At 38.0% G+C, this 19,718-nt stretch carries 19 protein-coding genes; 6 read left to right on the plus strand and 13 right to left on the minus strand.

The window, feature by feature from the left end; all coding sequences use genetic code 11:
* Positions 1–422: mannonate dehydratase (uxuA, locus tag BKL51_RS10780; protein ID WP_143530614.1), on the plus strand; the 422-nt coding region annotated here is incomplete at its 5' end.
* A gap of 648 nt (positions 423–1,070) precedes the next feature.
* On the opposite strand, the gene BKL51_RS10785 is transcribed toward uxuA (BKL51_RS10780), so the two are convergent.
* From BKL51_RS10785 to BKL51_RS10845, 13 genes are all read right to left on the minus strand, one after another.
* A complete protein-coding gene (locus BKL51_RS10785) occupies positions 1,071–1,709 on the minus strand; it encodes a bifunctional 4-hydroxy-2-oxoglutarate aldolase/2-dehydro-3-deoxy-phosphogluconate aldolase (protein ID WP_077466670.1) in 639 nt (212 codons plus the stop codon).
* Between the two features lie 9 nt (positions 1,710–1,718).
* The gene (locus tag BKL51_RS10790; RefSeq protein WP_077466671.1) at positions 1,719–2,657 is read right to left on the minus strand and encodes a sugar kinase; all 939 of its coding nucleotides are present in this window, start codon (positions 2,655–2,657) and stop codon (positions 1,719–1,721) included.
* A gap of 13 nt (positions 2,658–2,670) precedes the next feature.
* Entirely contained in the window at positions 2,671–3,342 is a 672-nt protein-coding gene (locus BKL51_RS10795) for a GntR family transcriptional regulator (protein WP_077466672.1), read from the minus strand.
* A 13-nt stretch (positions 3,343–3,355) separates the two neighbouring features.
* Positions 3,356–4,963: a mannitol dehydrogenase family protein gene (locus BKL51_RS10800; protein WP_077466673.1), complete on the minus strand. Its 1,608-nt coding sequence runs from the start codon at positions 4,961–4,963 to the stop codon at positions 3,356–3,358.
* Positions 4,963–6,036, minus strand: a complete 1,074-nt coding sequence (gene uxuA / locus BKL51_RS10805) for a mannonate dehydratase (RefSeq protein WP_077466674.1) — start codon at positions 6,034–6,036, stop codon at positions 4,963–4,965. The genes BKL51_RS10800 and uxuA (BKL51_RS10805) overlap by 1 nt, the downstream gene beginning before the upstream one ends.
* Before the next feature lie 28 nt (positions 6,037–6,064).
* Entirely contained in the window at positions 6,065–7,084 is a 1,020-nt protein-coding gene (locus BKL51_RS10810; protein WP_077466675.1) for a zinc-binding alcohol dehydrogenase family protein, read from the minus strand.
* Positions 7,085–7,095: 11 nt separating this feature from the next.
* Complete coding sequence (locus BKL51_RS10815) at positions 7,096–8,376, minus strand: TRAP transporter large permease (protein WP_077466676.1); 1,281 nt, start codon at positions 8,374–8,376, stop codon at positions 7,096–7,098.
* Positions 8,377–8,385: 9 nt separating this feature from the next.
* Positions 8,386–8,895: a TRAP transporter small permease gene (locus BKL51_RS10820; protein WP_077466677.1), complete on the minus strand. Its 510-nt coding sequence runs from the start codon at positions 8,893–8,895 to the stop codon at positions 8,386–8,388.
* A 20-nt stretch (positions 8,896–8,915) separates the two neighbouring features.
* A complete protein-coding gene (locus BKL51_RS10825) occupies positions 8,916–9,938 on the minus strand; it encodes a TRAP transporter substrate-binding protein (protein ID WP_077466678.1) in 1,023 nt (340 codons plus the stop codon).
* Positions 9,939–10,065: 127 nt separating this feature from the next.
* Positions 10,066–11,469: a glucuronate isomerase gene (uxaC, locus tag BKL51_RS10830; protein WP_077466679.1), complete on the minus strand. Its 1,404-nt coding sequence runs from the start codon at positions 11,467–11,469 to the stop codon at positions 10,066–10,068.
* 9 nt (positions 11,470–11,478) lie between these two features.
* The gene (locus tag BKL51_RS10835; RefSeq protein ID WP_077466680.1) at positions 11,479–12,324 is read right to left on the minus strand and encodes an SDR family oxidoreductase; all 846 of its coding nucleotides are present in this window, start codon (positions 12,322–12,324) and stop codon (positions 11,479–11,481) included.
* Between the two features lie 11 nt (positions 12,325–12,335).
* Complete coding sequence (locus BKL51_RS10840) at positions 12,336–13,280, minus strand: sugar kinase (protein ID WP_077466681.1); 945 nt, start codon at positions 13,278–13,280, stop codon at positions 12,336–12,338.
* 48 nt (positions 13,281–13,328) lie between these two features.
* On the minus strand, positions 13,329–14,321 hold the full coding sequence (locus BKL51_RS10845; protein ID WP_077466682.1) for a TRAP transporter substrate-binding protein: 993 nt from the start codon (positions 14,319–14,321) through the stop codon (positions 13,329–13,331).
* 210 nt (positions 14,322–14,531) lie between these two features.
* On the opposite strand from BKL51_RS10845, the gene BKL51_RS10850 reads away from it, so the two are divergent.
* The 5 genes from BKL51_RS10850 to BKL51_RS10870 all read left to right on the plus strand — a co-directional run.
* Positions 14,532–15,050: a TRAP transporter small permease gene (locus BKL51_RS10850; protein ID WP_077466683.1), complete on the plus strand. Its 519-nt coding sequence runs from the start codon at positions 14,532–14,534 to the stop codon at positions 15,048–15,050.
* Positions 15,051–15,052: 2 nt separating this feature from the next.
* Entirely contained in the window at positions 15,053–16,354 is a 1,302-nt protein-coding gene (locus tag BKL51_RS10855; RefSeq protein WP_077466684.1) for a TRAP transporter large permease, read from the plus strand.
* A gap of 21 nt (positions 16,355–16,375) precedes the next feature.
* On the plus strand, positions 16,376–18,751 hold the full coding sequence (locus tag BKL51_RS10860) for a TIM-barrel domain-containing protein (RefSeq protein WP_077466685.1): 2,376 nt from the start codon (positions 16,376–16,378) through the stop codon (positions 18,749–18,751).
* Positions 18,752–18,766: 15 nt separating this feature from the next.
* On the plus strand, positions 18,767–19,522 hold the full coding sequence (locus BKL51_RS10865) for an FCD domain-containing protein (RefSeq protein ID WP_077466686.1): 756 nt from the start codon (positions 18,767–18,769) through the stop codon (positions 19,520–19,522).
* Between the two features lie 21 nt (positions 19,523–19,543).
* On the plus strand, positions 19,544–19,718 hold a 175-nt coding region (locus tag BKL51_RS10870; RefSeq protein ID WP_198930117.1), incomplete at its 3' end, for a mannonate dehydratase.

The raw sequence follows: 19,718 nt of genomic DNA on the forward strand, positions 1-19,718 counted from the left end.
AATGGTTTGTGGAAACGCAACCGTTACCGGCAAACGGTTTTACGATGTGTACCGGTTCTTATGGCGTGCGTTCCGACAATGATTTAGTGAAAATGACCGAACAATTTGCCGATAGAATTTACTTTGCTCATTTACGTTCAACCCAGCGTGAAGACAATCCCTTTAGTTTCCATGAGGCTGCTCACTTAGAGGGTGATGTGGATATGTTTAATGTGGTAAAAGCATTACTCACTGAAGAATATCGCCGCTTAAATAACGGCAAGACCCGTTTAATCCCTATGCGTCCGGATCACGGACATCAGATGTTAGATGATTTACATAAAAAAACCAATCCGGGCTATTCCGCGATTGGTCGATTAAAAGGTTTGGCCGAATTTCGTGGGTTAGAAATGGCGTTAAAGAAAGTTTATTTTAGTAAATAACTCATCAAAGGGAGATGGTTTTCCCATTTCCCTTAATAATATCTGCTATGCTAAAAATACCAGACGATTTTTTAGATAGCCATTAGAAAAGTGAACAGAATAAAGGCTTAACTACCGCCGAAATTACGCAACTAATTTTTGATATTGAGCAAAATTCCGATACGTCATCTGAAAACAGTTAAACGAGTTCTACCAAAGAGACTGGATTAGGCTAGTACAAATCAGCCTAAATGAAGTGCGTTGACATTGGAAACAATGATCCTCTACCATTATTTTATCTCTACGCCAAAGACTTTAAGCGCCAACGAATCACCCCATCTATTGAGCGTTCCACTAATAACTTAGTCTCTAAATAATTTAATGAGCAAGCAATCGTTTGTGACTGTTGATACGGGAAACTTTCCCTAACTTCTTGCCCATCAATTCCATTGCCTGATGCGTAATATCTTTCACATTTAAGCATGTTGATGGAGCTTGTTTAAAGATATAAGCAATTAAAATTAATTATTGAGGTGAAGATTGAAAACAAAGATTTCTTGATTTTGGATTGAAAGGTCAAGTCCGGTCGTGCTGACATTTTGCATGATTCAAAACAACAGCTACATAATATCGATTTTTATGACCGCACTTTTCCTTTAGTCTCTCATTTTATCTCGTTAAATCAACTACTTCTTTGACTAAACGTTCTATCTCATCCCAGTTTTTTGACTTAATTAATTGCTTCTCCACAAACCAAGAACCACCACAAGCCACCACATTAGGAATATCAAGATAATCTTTAATATTATGCAACCCGATACCACCGGTCGGCATAATTTGTAATTGCCCATAAGGTCCGAGTAAGGCTTTAATCATTTTCACGCCACCGCTGGCTTCTGCGGGGAAGAATTTCACGGCATTGACGCCTAATTCTAATGCAGCTTCGATCGCCATTGGGTTATTTACCCCTGGCGTGATTGGTAAGCCTAATTCTTGGCATAGTTTCACAATATTTGGGTTAAATCCTGGGGTGACAATACAATCAGCACCTGCATTTTTCGCTGCAACCACTTGAGCAGGGGTGAGAACTGTTCCAGCTGCAATTAACACATCAGGGAAATGTTGGCGAGTTAAACGAATCGCTTCTTCACCTGCGGCTGAACGGAATGTAATTTCGGCAACGGGTAAGCCGTTTTCAGATAAGGTTTTGACCAAAGGAATAATATCCTGTGCATCATCCACTGCAATAACAGGGACAACTTTGAGTTGACGTAATTTTTCTACAATTTGTTCTGTTGTGTAAGCCATAATAGCTCCTTAATTAAATGCTTTGCGTAAATATTCGGTTGCAGATTGTTCAATAATTGCACCTTTATGTTGGATAACAATCCCTGCCACTTGATTACCTTGTTGGCAACAAATTTCTAATGATTTACCTTGTAAATAACCCGCTAAGAAACCTGCATTGAATGAATCACCAGCAGATGTAGTATCCACCACATTTTTCACAGGGATTGTTGGCACAAAGGTTTGTTTGCTATTTTCGCAAATCGTTGCCCCAAGGCTACCTTGTTTGACGATGATTTTCGGAATATTGAATGAAGATAAGCGAGTAATTGTTGCTTGCTCATCACTATCCGCCCATAACATTTCTTCATCATCAAAGGTAACCAACGCAATATCAACCAATGGTAGTAAGGCGTTATAGCAATCTTGTGCTTGCTGAGCATTATCCCAAAGTTTCGGGCGATAGTTGCTATCAAAAGCAATCTCCACGCCTGACTTTTTCAATTCACGCAGTTGTTCAATCAGTAAAGTGCGGTCATTTTCAGGCAAGATTGCAAGGCTGATACCACTCAAATAAATCATATCGACAGATTTAAGTTTTTCTAAAACGTTAGGGTAATTAGGGTGTTGCAACAAATAACGAGCAGCTGATTGATTGCGCCAATATAAAAATGTGCGCTCGCCCGATTTATCCAGCTGGATTAAATATAATCCAGCTGAACGATTTTCATCACGTAGCACCAAATCTGTGTTAATCCCATCTGCTTGCCAATGCTCAATCATTCCTTGGCTTAGTTTATCTTGACCAAGCGCAGAAACATAGCTCACTTCAATTTGATTTGGCAAACAAACACGAGCAACATAGGTTGCTGTATTTAAGGTATCACCACCATAAGTTTGGCGCATATTACCAAATGGTTCACCATTTAGTTCAATCATACATTCGCCAATCAGGGCGAGTTTTTTCATATTCCCCTACCTATTATTTATTAAAATAATGACTATATTCTTTTTCAAAATTATCTTTGTCTAATTCATATTGTGCAAGATGTTGTTCAAGATGTTTTTTGGCTAACTCTTTATTTTGTGCACGAATAGCAGACAAAATTAATTTATGTTCTTCGAGGGTTTTAATTGAGGGTTTCTTTTTAAATACACTCACCCTTGCTCTGTCAAAGTGAATATTTAACCCTTTCATTAAGCTGTAAATTCGACTTTTATTCGTTAGTTGGAAAAATGTTTGATGAAACTCATCATCTAATTCCAAAAATTTTTCATAATTACTTTGATTTAAGTAGAACTCTTGCAAACTAATGGATTCTTCGAGTACGTTTAATTGTTCTTTATATTGTTCTTCGCAGAGCAGTGCAACCACTTCTTTCTCAATCGTTAAACGTAAAAAGCGGGCCTCTTCAATGAGTAAAGGATCAATTAACGAAATAAATGTTCCTTTTTGTGGTTGGATTGTGACAGCACCATTGCGTGCGAGATCAATTAATGCTTCGCGCACAGGTGTGCGGCTTAACCCAAGTAGCTCTGCAAGTTCGGTTTCACTGACTTTACTACCAGGTTCTAAATCCATATTCACAATCATATCACGAATTACACGATAAGCATAATCGCGAGAATTTTCTCGATGTTTCGGCTCCGCCATTTTATTACTACCTTTAATTTACATATTGATGCAGAGTGGCTCTCACTGCGCCAGCACCAGCTAATAATTCATTGAAATATTGTACCACTTTATTGGCTAAACCAACTTCATAGAGATCGACACCAAAAATGGTTTTGTCTGATAAAATTGGTTGTAGCTGTTCAGCTGACACAACACTACCTAATGTGATATTAGCAAGTTTTGCTTTTACTTCATCTAAACGAGGGTCTGGGCTATTTTCAAATGCTTGACTATTGTCATCTACAGCAAGTAAATAACGTAACCAACCTGCAAAAATTAATGGAATTGCCACAAGTTCATCAGTAGATTTGCCTGCTTTCGCTTTCACATAAGATTTCACCGTTTCACCAAAACGAATAGCCAATTTTTGTGAAGTATCTGTTGCGATACGTTGTGGTGTGTCGGGGATAAAATCGTTTGAGAAACGGATATTAATTACTTCATCAATAAATTGTTTTGGATTGATTAATTTTGGATCAATCACTACAGGCAAGCCTTCTTGATAACCCAATTTTTTGATTAAAGCAAGTAAATCAGGGTCTTGCACTTCCGTTGAAATTTTAGTGAAGCCAAGTAAACAACCAAAAATGGCTAATCCTGTGTGTAATGGATTTAAGCAAGTAGTTACTTTCATCGTTTCAATTTGATTGACCGTATCACGGTTAGCAAAAATCACACCAACTTTTTCTAATACAGGACGACCATTCGGGAAATTATCTTCTACCGCAAGATATTCTAATTCTTCCGCATTCACAAATGGCGCAACATAGGTATTTTTAGATGTTACAACAGGTGCTAAATCTTCCACACCTTCACCAGTTAATTGTGCTTGAACATCTGCGTCTGGGCGTGGTGTGATTTTATCGATCATTGACCATGGAAAACTTACTTTGTCTGATTGTAGGTAATCAATAAAATCTTGCGAAATATGACCGCTCTTTTGCCACTGCTCGGCAAACTCTAAAATGACTTTTTGTAATTTTTCGCCATTTTTAGACATATTATCCATACTGACTACGGCTAATGGTAATGCGCCAGCTTGGAAACGTTCAGCCAACAATGCCACAATTTTACCGATGTAGCTTTGTGGTTTTGCTGTGCCGTTTTCAAAGTCAGCTTTTACCGCTGGATAATATTCGCCATCTAATCCTTTGATTAAATAACCTTTTTCTGTAATGGTTAAACTCACCATTTGTAGCGATGGAGCAACAAAAATGGCTTTCAAGCGAGCAAAATCTTCTTCAAAGCTCGGATCCATTCGTAGGCTTTCCACTACGCTGCCGACAACAATTTTATCTACTGAATGGTCATTTTTTAATTTTGCAAACAAAGATAAATTGTCGTAAGGGCGATAGGCTTTTTCAATAATTTCATAGTCAAAACCTTCTGCTACAATAATCCCTTGTTGGCTTAAGCCTTGATTGAGCATACGTTGTTGTAAATTGGCTAAAAAGGCACGGAAAATATTGCCTGCACCCAAGTGTAACCACATCGGTTCTTGTTTGGTTTTAGCCGCAACTTCAGCAAGATTGAATTGGGGTAATTGATACCCCTTTTCTTGCCATTCTGGTGATTGAAGTGATTGATATGAGAGTTTCATTATTTATTCCCTTTTGCTTTTTCGTACGCGTCCCAAAGACCTTCCACATACATAATGCCTAATGCACGATCATATAAGCCATAACCTGGACGGCATTTTTCTTCCCAAATGTGGCGACCGTGGTCTGGGCGCCAGTAACCATCAAAACCAACTTCGTGGTAAGCACGCACAATTTCGGCAATATCTAATGAGCCATCGGTAGTTAAGTGAGATGTTTCAATAAAATCGCCGTTATCATACACTTTTACATTACGAATATGTGCAAATGGGATACGTTTATGGAAAGTGCGGATCATTTCTGGCAAATTATTTTTCAGATTAGGTCCTAACGCACCTGAACATAAAGTAATACCATTTGATGGACTATCTACCATATCCACAATTTTTTGGAAGTCTTCATGGCATTTTACAATACGTGGCAAACCGAAGACTGAGAATGGTGGATCATCTGGATGAATCGCCATTCGAATACCCACTTCTTCAGCAACTGGAATAATCGCTTCTAAGAAATATTTTAAGTTTTCTCTTAATTTGTCTTCTGTCATACCTTTATACAGGTCGAACAATTTATCCAAATGCTTTAAACGTTCAGGTTCCCAACCTGGTAAAGTTAAATCTTTTGAATTTTCCATAAATTGTTTCACTAGCACTTTTGGATCGATACCATCGATTTTGGCGTGTTCATAGAAAAGTGCGGTTGAACCGTCGTCAGCTTCTTTAAATAAATCCGTACGAATCCAGTCAAATACAGGCATAAAGTTATAACACACCACTTTCACGCCGTATTTGCCTAAATTGCGTAAAGTCGTTTTGTAGCTTTCAATATAGGTTTCACGTTCTGGTGCGCCTAATTTGATGCTTTCGTGAATATTCACGCTTTCAACCACGTCAATATTTAAGCCATAAGGTTCCACTTGGGCTTTCACTTCCGCAATGCGTTCTTCTGGCCACACATCGCCAGCTGCCATATCGTGTAATGCCCACACGACACCTGTCATACTTGGAATTTGTTTAATGTGACTTAATGGAATTGTATCGTTGCCTAAGCCATACCATCTAAATGTTGTTTTCATAAAATTAATCCTTTTTTTAACAGCTCTTTTACCATTCAAGTAATACTTTACATACTGTGTTTTTCTCGTTTTTGATCACATCAAAGGCTTTTTCAATGTCTTCGAATTTGTAAGAATGAGTAATCATTTTTTCTGGTGTTACTTTACCTTCTTCAAATAATTTCATTACTTCAGGGAAACGTTTATTGTTTAAACGCGTGCCAAATACATTGATCCCTTTTTTGGTGAATGCTACTTGTGGAATTTCAGAAGGCGTTGCACCTGTGCCAAGTACCACAAAACGGCCTGATGGCGCCACAATGTCTAACGCATCTAAAATACTTTGTGGCGAGCAAACTGCGTCGATCACAACGTGTGCACCTTCATTATTAGTAAACTCAGCCACCGCTTGTTTCATATCTACATCTTTCACATTAATGGCTTTGGTCGCACCCATTTCACGAGCAAGTTGTAAACGCTCTTCAAAAATATCAGTGATTAATACTTCTGCACCACGCGCAATCGCCACTTGCATTGCTGCAAGACCAGCAGGCCCTGAACCAAAGACTACCACTTTATCGCCTTGTGCAACATTTGCACGAGTATTAATTTCTACACCAACTGCATAAGGTTCAATTAATGTTGCCACTTTGTGTGAAATTTTATCGGTATTAACTTTATATACGTTATCTGCACGGCTCTTCGCATATTGAGCAAAACCACCTTGTTGGTGAACACCTGTTACTTTTAAGTTGCTACACACATTGTGATGGCCTGTGCGGCAAGGGTAGCAATGACCACAGCTATTCACGATGTCGCTGACCACAAAATCACCCACTTTCACGTGAGTAACCGCTTTGCCCACTTTTTCCACAGTACCGACAAATTCGTGTCCAATCACCATTGGGTATTGTGCAAGCGAGTTGCCACCTGTGTAGATACCAATATCTGAGCCACAAATTCCGCCAAATTCAACTTTAATTACCACATCTGTATCATTTTCCACTTCTGGAACAGGAATATCCGAAATATTTAATTCAAAAGGTTTATTTACAATAACTGCTTTCATTTGTTCTGTCCTTATTTAGTAAAGAATTTTAATGGTTCCATAAATGTGCTTGGGAATAAAATCATCATCACTAGCACTGCCACAATCGCAAGCAAGAATGGCCAGATTTTTTTCACTATACGTTCCATATTGATTTTGCCCGTACTCGCTGCCACATTGAGCACCGTTCCCACAGGCGGTGTTAATAAACCAAATACACAAGTAATGATAAATACCACACCGAAATACACTGGGTTAATACCTGCTTGTTTTACCGCTGGCATTAGCACTGGTGTAAGGATTAAGATGGTTGGCACCACATCCATTGAAGTACCGACTAATAGTACCAAACCTGCAATCACGAACATTAATAAAGTTGGTGATTGAATAAACGGTGCTAATAAATCCGTTACAATGCGAGGAATGTTACCGATGGTCATCAACCAAGAAGAAACCATTGCAGCAGAGGCTAAGAACATAATTGCCGCACTGGCTTTTGCTGATGAAATGAAACATTCTTTAATCGCTTGGAAAGTAAGTTCACGGTAAACAAATAAACCGATGATTAGGGCATAAACCACCGCAACTACACCTGCTTCAGTTGGCGTAAATGCCCCACTGCGTAAGCCGATTAAAATCCCCATTGGCATAAAGATTGCCCAAATCGCTTTACGGCACGCACTTAATACTTCACGGAATGAGCGTTTTGGCAATGGCACAGCGGAATCATGACGAGAAACCAATGCCCAAATGATACATAATGCAGCAGTAATATAGATTGCTGGTGCAATGCCGCCCATAAATAAATCCGTTACTGACACGCCTGCGGTTACACCAAAGATAATCATTGGCACTGATGGTGGCATAATTGGCGATAAAATATTACCCGCACCAATTAAGGCTGTCGCACGATCTCGGTTATAACCGATAGTTGCCATCATTGGGATTAAGATTGCACCTAAGGCTGCGGTTGAAGCAACCGCACTTCCTACTAAACTTGCGAAAAGTAAGATTGCGATAATCGCCACATAACCTAAACCACCACGAATATGACCTACAAGTGCGGTCGCTGCGTCAACAATTTTATTGGTTAAACCGCCACGGTTCATTAAATCCCCCGCCACAACGAAGAACGGAATCGCCATCATTGAGAAGCTATCCGCACCATTAAACAGGTTTTGCGAAAGAATTTGTGAGTTGAAACCACCAAGATAGAACATCAACATCATTCCCGAGAAAAGTAGTGAGAATGCGATAGGAATGCCTATAACAATACCACCGATAAGACTTGCTAAGAAAATTATAATTGTCATTGTATGCTCCTAATCAGCGTCTGCTTCACTCATTAATACCGCTTTATGAATAGATTTTGGATTTCTAATCACTTCTACAATATTCAATAATGCGATTAAGATAATCGCAGCACCTGTTAGTAATCCGATTCCGTAAACAACAGATAATGGTAAACCTGTTGCGGCTGCTTTTGCGGTAGAAGATTGAATCACCATTGCAAGGCTACCCTTAAATAAGATAGCCATTACAGTAACAATGATAATGCGACCTGCCACAAAAAGTAGCCATTTCAATTTTTCAGGGCAGTTTTTAATGAAAGTATCCACGCCTAAATGTGCATTTTCTTTCATTGCCACAATCGCACCAAGATAGATCACATAAACGAAAACGTATCTTGACACTTCTTCTGACCACACTAACCCTGAATTGAAAAAGAATCGAAGTATGACATTAAGAAATACCAAGGCAATCATTACGGCTAACATTATGCCGAGTAATGCTTGAACACCATTGAATAATTTATCAGTAAAGTTTTTCATACTTCAAATCCCCACAATGCTTATTGTGTATTTCTTACTTTTTCAACTAAATCTTTTGCCCAGTCATATTTTTTATATAGCTCATCATAAAGTGGCTGCATTTCTTCCACTAAGGCTTGTTTATCCGCATCTGTTGGCACTGTTACCACGCCACCTTTTTCAATCACAAGTTTTTTATCTTCGTCAATACTTGCTTGATATAAATCCCAACTTTTATCTGAAGTTGCTTTTGCAGCTTCATTAAATGCAGCTTTATCTTCTTCTGATAAACCATTCCAGAAATTAGAGTTTACTAATAATTCCAATGAAGAAATCATATGGTTTGTTTCATAAATATTTTTATTGACTGAATAGAAACCTTGTTGAACGAATGTCGATAATGGATTGTCTTGACCATCAACCACGCCTTGTTCAAGTGCGGTAAACACTTCGCCTAACCCCATAATGGCTACGTTTGCACCCAATAATTCCGCCACTTTCACGTGAATTGGGTTATTTGGCATACGCATTTTTTGACCTTTAAATTGCTCTGGATTGGTTAATGGTTTGCTTGAAGAGAACACACGTGCACCGTTTGGCATCCACGCTAAGAATTTAATTGGTTGAGATTCTTCAAAACTTTTCGCAATATCAGCGCCCACTTCACCTTGATACACTTTACGAGCGTGTGGCACATCTTTAAATAAGAATGGGAAATCAGGCACAGACATTTTTGGCACTTCAGACCACATTACTGTACCTAATACAGACATATCAATAATGCCTTGGCGTGTGTAGTCAAAAGATTGTTTTTCATCGCCTAATTGACCAGAGTCATAAATATCAATTTGATATTTACCATTTGTTTTAGCTTCAATCATTGGTTTAAACACTTCTTTTAACGCAATGGTTGAAGGGTGGGTTGCCGCAACAACAGAAGAAACTTTAACCACTTTTGGTGATGAGCTACTACCATTAGAAGCAGAACCGCTGTCATCACAAGCAGTCATAGAAAACAACATTGCACTTGCTAAAAGTGTTTTTAAGAATGTTCTTTTTTTCATGGGATTTCCTTTTTGATGTTTGCAATTCTAGTATACAAGTATTGTATGCACACATAATAACAAAAAAAAGTTTGTGAAAACGTGAGCGTGATCACAAACTTTGAAATTAATTGTCATAACGTACTAATTATTTGAAATATGTTTTGGCGTTGTTATAACAAATATTTTGTATCATGGTGCCAAGTAGATTCATATCATTTGGTGCTTCACCATTTACCACCCATTTCCCAATCATTTCACATAAAATTCGGCGGAAATATTCGTGGCGAGTATAAGATAAGAAGCTACGAGAATCAGTCAACATACCGACAAACTGGCTGAGTAAACCTAACTGTGAGAGCTGTTGTAACTGGCGTTCCATACCGTCTTTTTGATCATTGAACCACCAACCTGAACCAAATTGGATTTTTCCTGCAATTCCGCCGGTTTGAAAATTACCTATCATACTGGCAATCATTTCGTTATCACGTGGATTTAAGCAATATAAAATTGTTTTAGGCAACTGATTTTGGCGATCCATTTCATCCAATAAATGAGAAAGCGGCTCCGCATAAGTGCGGTCACCAATAGAATCGAATCCGCTATCTGCACCAAGTAAAGCAAACATTCTGCTGTTATTATTACGGATTGCGCCAATATGCATTTGCATCACCCACTGACGTTTACTGTATTCAGATGCCAACCACACTAAAATAGCAGTACTAAACTGGGCAATTTCTTCCTCTAAGAGCGGTTGATTTTGCAAGCGTTTTTGTAGAATCGCGTTCAGTACGGATTCATCAGGAATAGATGCAAAACGTACAATTTCCATACCATGATCCGCTGATTTACAGCCATGAATATCAAAATGTTCAAGACGTTTTAACAATGCTTTTTGTAAATCTGCAAAAGTACGAATTTCTATATCCGATACTTCGCTTAATTGAGTGATATAGTCATTAAATTGTGGCAACTCAATTTTGAATATTTTATCCGGTCGCCAGCTTGGTACCATATCAATATCAAAACTTTCATCGTTTTTAACCGCTTGATGATATTGCAAAGAATCAATCGGATCGTCTGTCGTCCCCACCAGTGTCACATTCATTTGTTGCATTATGCCACGTGCGGAAAATTCCGGTTGCTGTAACATTTCATTACATTGATACCAAATTTTATCTGCATTTTGCGGATTGAATAAGGTATTAGTAATACCAAAAGGACGGCGTAATTCTAAATGCGTCCAATGGTAAATCGGGTTACCAATACAAAGCGGAACAGTTTTTGCCCAAGCCAAATATTTTTGGTAATTATCTGCCTTTCCTGTAATTAATTCTTCAGGGACACCTGCGGTGCGCAATGCTCGCCATTTATAGTGATCCCCTTCTAACCAAATTTCAGCTAAGTCTTTAAATTGGCGATTCTCAGCGACCTCTTTTGGGTTTAGATGGCAGTGATAATCAAAAATAGGCTGATGCTTGGCATAGTCATGATAGAGTGTTTTTGCCGTATTCGTTGAAAGCAAAAAATCTTCGTCCATAAATTGTTTCATTTGATTCTCCTATACACCGCTATAAGCCGAGAATCCACCATCAACAGGTACAATAACGCCATTCACAAAACTGGAGTAGTTCTCATCAATCAAGAATAATAGGGCACCGAGCAATTCTTCCGGTTCGCCAAAACGTTCCATTGGCGTGTTAGTAAGAATTTTATTTGCACGGGCAGTAGGTTTTCCTTCCCCATCAAATAATAAGGCCCGATTTTGATTGCTGATCAAAAAACCCGGTGCGATAGCATTACAGCGTATACCGACTTTTGAAAAATATACCGCAAGCCATTGAGTAAAATTACTAATTGCGGCTTTTGCACCGGAGTAAGCGGGTATTTTTGTAAGCGGTGTAAAGGCATTCATACTGGAAATATTGATAATATTTGCGCCTTTTTTACCAAGCATATCTTTTGCAAAAACTTGGGTAGGTAATAATGTTCCCAAGTAGTTGAGATTAAAGACAAATTCAATTCCTGTTTTGTCTAAATCAAAAAAAGTTTTAGTGCTTTCATTTAAATCAAACTGATGAAATTCATTATCTGTTGTCGCTTTTGGATTATTACCGCCCGCACCATTGATTAAAATATCACAGGTACCGAAATCAGCTGCAATTTGATCTCGTACTTCTTTGATATTTTCAAGTTCCAATACATTCGTTTTATAGGCTTTGGCATGACCTCCCGCTTGATTAATTTCTTGTGCGACTTTATCTGCTGCCTCAAAATTAATATCGAGTAGGGCGATGTTCGCTTTAGTATGAGCCAGTTGCTTTGCTAAAAAAGCACACAATATGCCACCAGCACCGGTGATGACAATTAATTTATTTTCTAGATGATGGTTAGCTGCAATATTCATATAATACTCCGTTAATTAAATTCAGATAGAAGATGGGATGTGGCGTGCTTGTCAATAATCGCGCCTTTATGTTGAATCACGATTCCGGCAACACAATTGCCCTGCCGGCAGCAAATATTGAGCGGTTTATTTCGTAAGTAACCGTTTAAAAATCCGGCGTTGAAGGAATCTCCCGCCGATGTTGTATCAACAACATTCTGTATCCGTTCAGGTATGACCTGCCCATATTGGTGTGATTGAGAATCTGAAAAACAAGCACCATTTTGACCGCACTTTACAATCACTATTGGTATGCCTATTTGATGTAATCGTGTTCGCGCGGCTTGCTCGTTTTCATCTCCCCATAGCAATTGTTCATCATCAAAGGTGACTAATGCCAAGCTAACATGAGGTAATAACTGCAAATAACAATCTTGTGCCTCTTTCAATGAATCCCATAATTTAGGGCGAAAATTGCTATCAAATGCAATTTCTACACCTAATTTAGTTAATGATATTAACTGTTCAATTAAAAAAGAGCGGTCATTTTTAGGTAAGATTGCAAGTGAAATACCACTTAAATAAATCATATCCACTTGTTGCAGTTCGGTTAAAACTTGATGAAAATCAGGATGCCGTACCATATAGTGCGCTGCTGATTGATTACGCCAATAAAGAAAGGTACGCTCGCCTTGTTCGTCAAGTTGGATAAGATATAGCCCGGGTTGATGCTTTTCATCTTTTAATACCCAATCCGTGTGAATTCGATCTGCTTGCCAATGAATACGCATTTGCGAACTCAAGTTATCCGTACCTAACGCAGAAACATAATGAACTTGAATATCATTTGGAGAACTAATTCGACTCAGATAAGTAGCTGAATTTAATGTATCACCACCATAACTTTGCCACATTTCACCAAACGGCTTACCATTCAGTTCAATCATACATTCGCCGATAAATGCAATTTTTTTCATATTTATCCCAAAACGAAAGGATACGATAGGACGTATCCTTTATCTTAATTATTTGTTGATTAAGCTATCAATACGTTCTATATAACCTTTAAGTAAAGGATTTGCTTTGGCAGCGTCGTGCATACTCTTCGTTGCATCAATAAATGCTTGTTTATCCACTTTTACAAATTCCACACCTAATTTATCCTTCGCTTCTTGAGTGGTTTCAGCAATCATTTTTTGCCATAAGTCTTTGTGATACATCATCGAATCATCCGCAGCTTTTTTGAGCGCCTTTTGCTGTTCCGGTGTCAATTTATCCCAAGATTTTTGACCGATAACAAGAACATCCGGAATCATGGTATGTTCATCTTCACTAAAGAATTTTGCTACTTCACCATGACGGGCTAACGTTAAAGCCGTTTGATTATTTTCAGCTCCATCTACAACTTTTTGTTGCAAAGCGGTATAGAGTTCACCATAGGCTAAAGGTGTTGGCGAAGCCCCCAGCAATTTCATCATTTCAACTGCGGTTGGGCTAGGTTGAACACGAATTTTCATCCCCTTAAGATCTGCAGGAGATTTGATAGGCTTATCCGCATAAAAACTACGTGCACCACCATCATAGTAGGTTAAACCAATAAATCCTTTGCCTTTTGATGAATCAAGAATTTTTTGTCCTACTGTCGGATCAAGTAATGCTCGATAGTAGTGATCCACATCATGGAAAAGGTAAGGAATATTGTATGCACCATAAGAGCCTTCAAAGGCTTCCAATTCACTTGCATTAGATTTTGCCATATCAAGTGAACCAGATTGTAATAGCTCCATTGATTCACGCTGTGTCCCAAGCTGACTATTCGGATAAATACGAACTACTACCTCACCATTAGTTAATTTCTTTACTTCATCAGCCATATATTGCATTGAGATATGTACCGGATGAGTTTTGTCATTGTTATGACTTAATTTCAATACAGTTTTTGCTGATGCCGAAAATGAAACTCCGGCAGACAGTGCTAAAACTAATGCGCAAGAAAGAATATTTTTTTTGATTCGCATAATGCTTCTCCCATAAGTAGATAAATTGAAGAGCACCCTCTAACAACTTGGATGTTGAAAAGATGATAGACCAAAAAAAACAAAGTGGTCAATCCAATTGTTTTAAATTGGTGATCTTGATCACAATTTTAAATAAAAAAACTTGCAGAAAAACGGCTTTAACTCATAATTGGTCCACCAATTTAAAGTTAACGACAGAAGGAGTCATTGATGAGTAAATTTATTTCCATCATAAATTGGGTTTTATCAACACTTTGTGTTGTCTTAAGTTCATTTCTCGTGTGTTGCGTAGTTTGGCAGGTTCTATCTCGCTATCTATTAAATGCACCAAGCACCTATACAGACGAAATCGCACGATTTCTCTTTATTTGGGTCGGTTTAATAGGGGCTGCTTATGCACTTGGTCAAAAAAAACATTTAGCCATTGATTTATTGGTGAGTAAATTTGAGCATTCTCCAATTAATCAAAATCGCTTACAACTTATTATTAATTTAATCAGTGCAACTTTTGCCGCAGTAATTATGTGCTACGGTGGATTTAACTTAGTAATGGAGACAATTAATAATGGACAAATTTCGCCTGTATTAGGTATTCAAATGGGACTGGTTTATCTCGCAATCCCTTTAAGTGGCGGTTTTATGTTGATTTATCTTTTAAGAGACATCGTAGATAACATTCATAATATAAATGGGAAATCGGTACTTACTTCAGCTCGTCAAGGAGAATAAAAATGGAATGGTCTAATATTATCGTACTCTGTTCAAGTTTCTTTGTACTACTCTTTATTGGCGTACCAATTTCATTTTCAATTGGGATCGCATCACTTCTCACAATAATGCTTTCAATCCCATTTGATGCTGCCATTGCGGTAATTTCACAAAAAATGGCTTCAGGATTAGATAGCTTTTCACTACTTGCCATTCCCTTCTTTATTTTAGCCGGTAACATTATGAACCGTGGCGGTATCGCCATGCGCTTGATTGAATTTGCTAAAGTTATTGGAGGGCGTTTACCGGGTTCTTTAGCGCATGTAAACGTGTTAGCTAATATGATGTTCGGTTCTATTTCCGGTTCTGCAGTTGCATCCGGCGCAGCAATGGGCGGAATTATGTCTCCGTTACAAAAGAAAGAAGGTTATGATCCCACCTTTTCCGCTGCTGTCAATATTGCCTCTTGTCCGACCGGATTACTTATCCCGCCAAGCAATACTTTTATCGTTTATTCCTTAATTTCAGGCGGTACATCAATTGGCGCATTATTCCTTGCAGGTTATATTCCGGGAATTTTAATGGGCTTATCCATTATGGTGATTGTTGCTGTCATTGCCAAAAGAAGAAAATACCCTGTTTCACCAAAGCCAACCCGTTCTGAAGCAGTGAAGAAAACGCTTGATGCCTTACCAAGTCTTGGCTTAATCATTGTAATTATGGGCGGTATTATCGGCGGTATTTTTACTGCAACCGAAGCTTCCGCTTTTGCCGTGGTTTATACCTTAGTTCTTGCAGTAGTGTTCTATCGTGAAGTCTCCATTAAAGAATTACCCAAAATCATTTTAGATTCCGTTGTAACTACTGCAATTGTATTACTCTTGATTGGTACATCAATGGGGATGTCTTGGGCAATGGCGAACGCAGATATTCCTTATACTATTAGTGATGCCTTATTAAATATCTCCGATAGCCCAATTATCATTCTTTTAATCATCAATATCATTCTTTTGATCGTGGGTGTATTTATGGATATGACTCCGGCATTACTTATCTTTACACCAATTTTTTTACCAATTGTGACTGAATTAGGCATGGATCCGGTTCATTTTGGTATATTGATGGCATTCAATCTTTCGATTGGTATTTGTACACCTCCGGTTGGGAGTGCTTTATTTATCGGATGTTCTGTAGGTGGAGTGAAAATTAATCAAGTAATTAAACCGTTACTCCCGTTCTATATTGCTTTAATTTTTACACTCTTGTTGGTCACCTACGTTCCATCATTGAGCTTAGCGTTACCAAAAATGTTATTAGGTTATTAATTCATAGATTAGGAAAATCAGATGAAAGCGGTTAAAAATTGGCAGTTTGTAGAAAATCATAATCATCGTATTGATATTGCCTGCGATCATGGTTATCAGATGCATATTTTTATATTAGAAAATGATCTGCTACGTGTTGCATTCACTAAAAATAATACTTTTACGGTGCCTCATACTTGGGCAATTACCCCTAATCAAGCCGATGTCGCTTGGCACGGTAGGGACAAGTGGTCATTAGATGGTTTTTCTTGCCCTAATTATGAGATTAAGCAAACAGAAAAAACTCTCGAAATTACAACCGCACTTTTAAAAGTAACGGTGCACTACCCTCTCTATTTGGAATGGAAATATAAACAAGATGGGGAATGGAAACCACTATTTAGCGATAGAAAAACCGGCGCTTATTTAATGGGGATTTCAAATACTGAAGTGTCCCATTATTTACAACGCGATATTCTAGAACATTATTATGGACTTGGTGAAAAAACCGGTAATTTAAATCGTCATGGTCGTCGCTTTGAAATGCGTAATATTGATGCAATGGGCTATAACGCAGAATATACAGATCCGCTTTATAAGCATCTTCCATTCTATATCACGCATGCACCGGAAGTCAGTTATGGTCTGTATTACGATAACCTTGCACCTTGCTGGTTTATCTTAGGTAGCGAGATTGACAATTATCATTCTTACTATCGTAGCTATAAAGCTGAAGATGGAGATCTAGATTACTATGTCATTCTTGGACCAAAAGTACTTGATGTAACCAAAAAATATTGCAAGCTTACAGGCGGTACTATCTTTGGGCCGAAATGGAGCTTAGGCTACAGCGGTTCAACGATGCACTATACCGATGCATCGGATGCACAAGAGCAACTTAAAAAGTTTGTAGATTTATGTGATAAGCACAATATTCCTTGCGACTCATTTCAGCTATCTTCAGGCTACACATCCATTAATGGAAAACGTTATGTTTTCAACTGGAATTATGACAAAGTTCCAACCCCAAAAGAAATAACAAAATATTTCCATGATGCGGGTATGAAGTTAGCAGCCAATATTAAACCTTGCTTATTACAAGATCATCCACGTTATCAAGAAGTAGAAAAACTTGGTTTATTCATTAAAGATTCAGAGTCGGATAATCCTGAAAGGTCGATGTTTTGGGATGATGAAGGTTCTCATCTGGATTTTACAAATATGGATACCGTAAATTGGTGGAAAGCGAATGTAAAACAACAATTATTGGATTACGGTATTGATTCTACCTGGAATGACAATAATGAATTTGAAGTGTGGGATAATTACGCTAAATGTCATTATTTTGGTAAAGGTATGCCAATAAAATTGTTACGTCCGTTACAACCACTCTTGATGATGAAATCATCTTATGAAGCTCAATTAGAACATGCGCCAAATAAACGCCCTTATTTAATATCACGTTCCGGTTCACCAGGGATGAACCGTTATGTTCAAACCTGGTCGGGTGATAACCGTACAAATTGGAATACGCTGCGTTATAACATAAAAATGGGGCTAGGAATGAGCCTTTCCGGTCTTTATAACGTAGGTCATGATGTGGGGGGGTTCTCAGGTAATAAGCCAGATCCTGAATTGTTTGTTCGTTGGGTTCAAAATGGTGTAATGCATCCAAGATTTACGATTCACTCTTGGAATGATGATAAAACGGTGAATGAGCCATGGATGTACCCTGAAATGACAAATATCATTCGTAGTGCAATCCAATTACGTTATTCTTTAATGCCTTATTTGTACAATGCTTTATGGAAAGCACATCATGATTATGAACCAATGTTACGCCCAACATTTCTTGATCATGAGCATGATATAAATACCTTTGAAGAAAATGATGATTATCTCTTTGGTGAAGATTTATTAGTTGCGTCTGTAGTTGAACCTAATCAAAGAAAACGAGATGTTTATCTTCCACAAAATTTTGCCGGCTGGTATGACTTTTACACATACAAATGGTTTAATGGCGGCGAAAAAATCACTGTTGATGCGCCGTTAGAAAGAATACCACTCTTTTTAAGAGCGGGGAGTATTATTCCAATGACAAGAAAAGGTCACAAAAATACGTTATTTGATGATTATCGGGAACTATTAATTATGCCTTTTATTAATCAAGGAGAGAGAAATATCACCATTTTTGATGATGATGGTGAAAGTTTCGATTATTTAAAAGGTAAATTCTTGAAGCTAAATATTCATCTAAAATGTACTAGCCAAACGATAGAACTCACTTTAGAGAAATCCGGCGATTATTTACCAAAATATCATGAGATTAATTTCCGTCTTCCTGAAAAAGAGAATCGAAAACTAATCATTAATGGTAAGGTAATCAATCCCAATTATAAGTTGGGTTTATTAGATTAACATTAGGAAAAACTTATGAGTATAGATGACTTGCGCTCCTATAAAAAAATAGGAAATGAACTAAAAGAACAACTAAATAATCACCAATATCAAATAGGCGATAAATTACCTGCCGAACGTGACTTAGCCGATTATTTTGATGTAAGTCGTACAGTCATTCGAGAAGCCATCATTATGCTTGAGTTAGAAAACCTTGTTGAAGTTCGCAAGGGCTCTGGGGTGTATGTAATTGCATTACCACAACGAGCGGCAAGCAATGATGAATTTTTGGATAAGGTTGATGTGGGGCCTTTTGAACTTTTACAAGCTCGCCAGTTATTAGAAAGTAGTATTGCCGAATTTGCCGCGTTGCAAGTGACTCGAGCTGATATTACTAAACTCAAAGATATTCTGGCAAGAGAACGAAACACGCTTGAAAAAGGTGATGAAGATTATGTTGCGGACGAAGATTTTCATCGCACCATAGCTGAAATTACCCAAAACGAAGTCATCTTACAAATGCAAAAAGCATTGTGGGATCTTCGTACAAATAGTCAAATGTGGAAAGGCCTTCATCTTCACATTCCCAATCAAAGCTATCGTCATCTTTGGTTGCAAGATCACGAAAATATTATTACCGCTTTGCAGAGAAAAGATCCTGCAATGGCAAAAAAAGCAATGTGGCAACATTTGGAAAACGTTAAACAAAAACTCTTTGAGTTATCTGATGTAGATGACCCGAATTTTGACGGTTATTTGTTTAATATGAGTCCGATTGTTGTCGATCGTTAAAAATATAAGAGGAATTTAAAAATGGAACAAACATGGCGTTGGTATGGTCCCAAAGATCCTGTTTCTTTATCCGATATTCGTCAGGCCGGGGCGACCGGTATTGTGACCGCTCTTCACCATATTCCCAATGGAGAAGTTTGGAGTATTGAAGAAATTGAAAAGCGGAAAACCGAAGTAGAAAATGCCGGTCTAACTT

The sequence above is a fragment of the Rodentibacter sp. Ppn85 genome (assembly GCF_001999335.1).
GTDB lineage: Bacteria > Pseudomonadota > Gammaproteobacteria > Enterobacterales > Pasteurellaceae > Rodentibacter.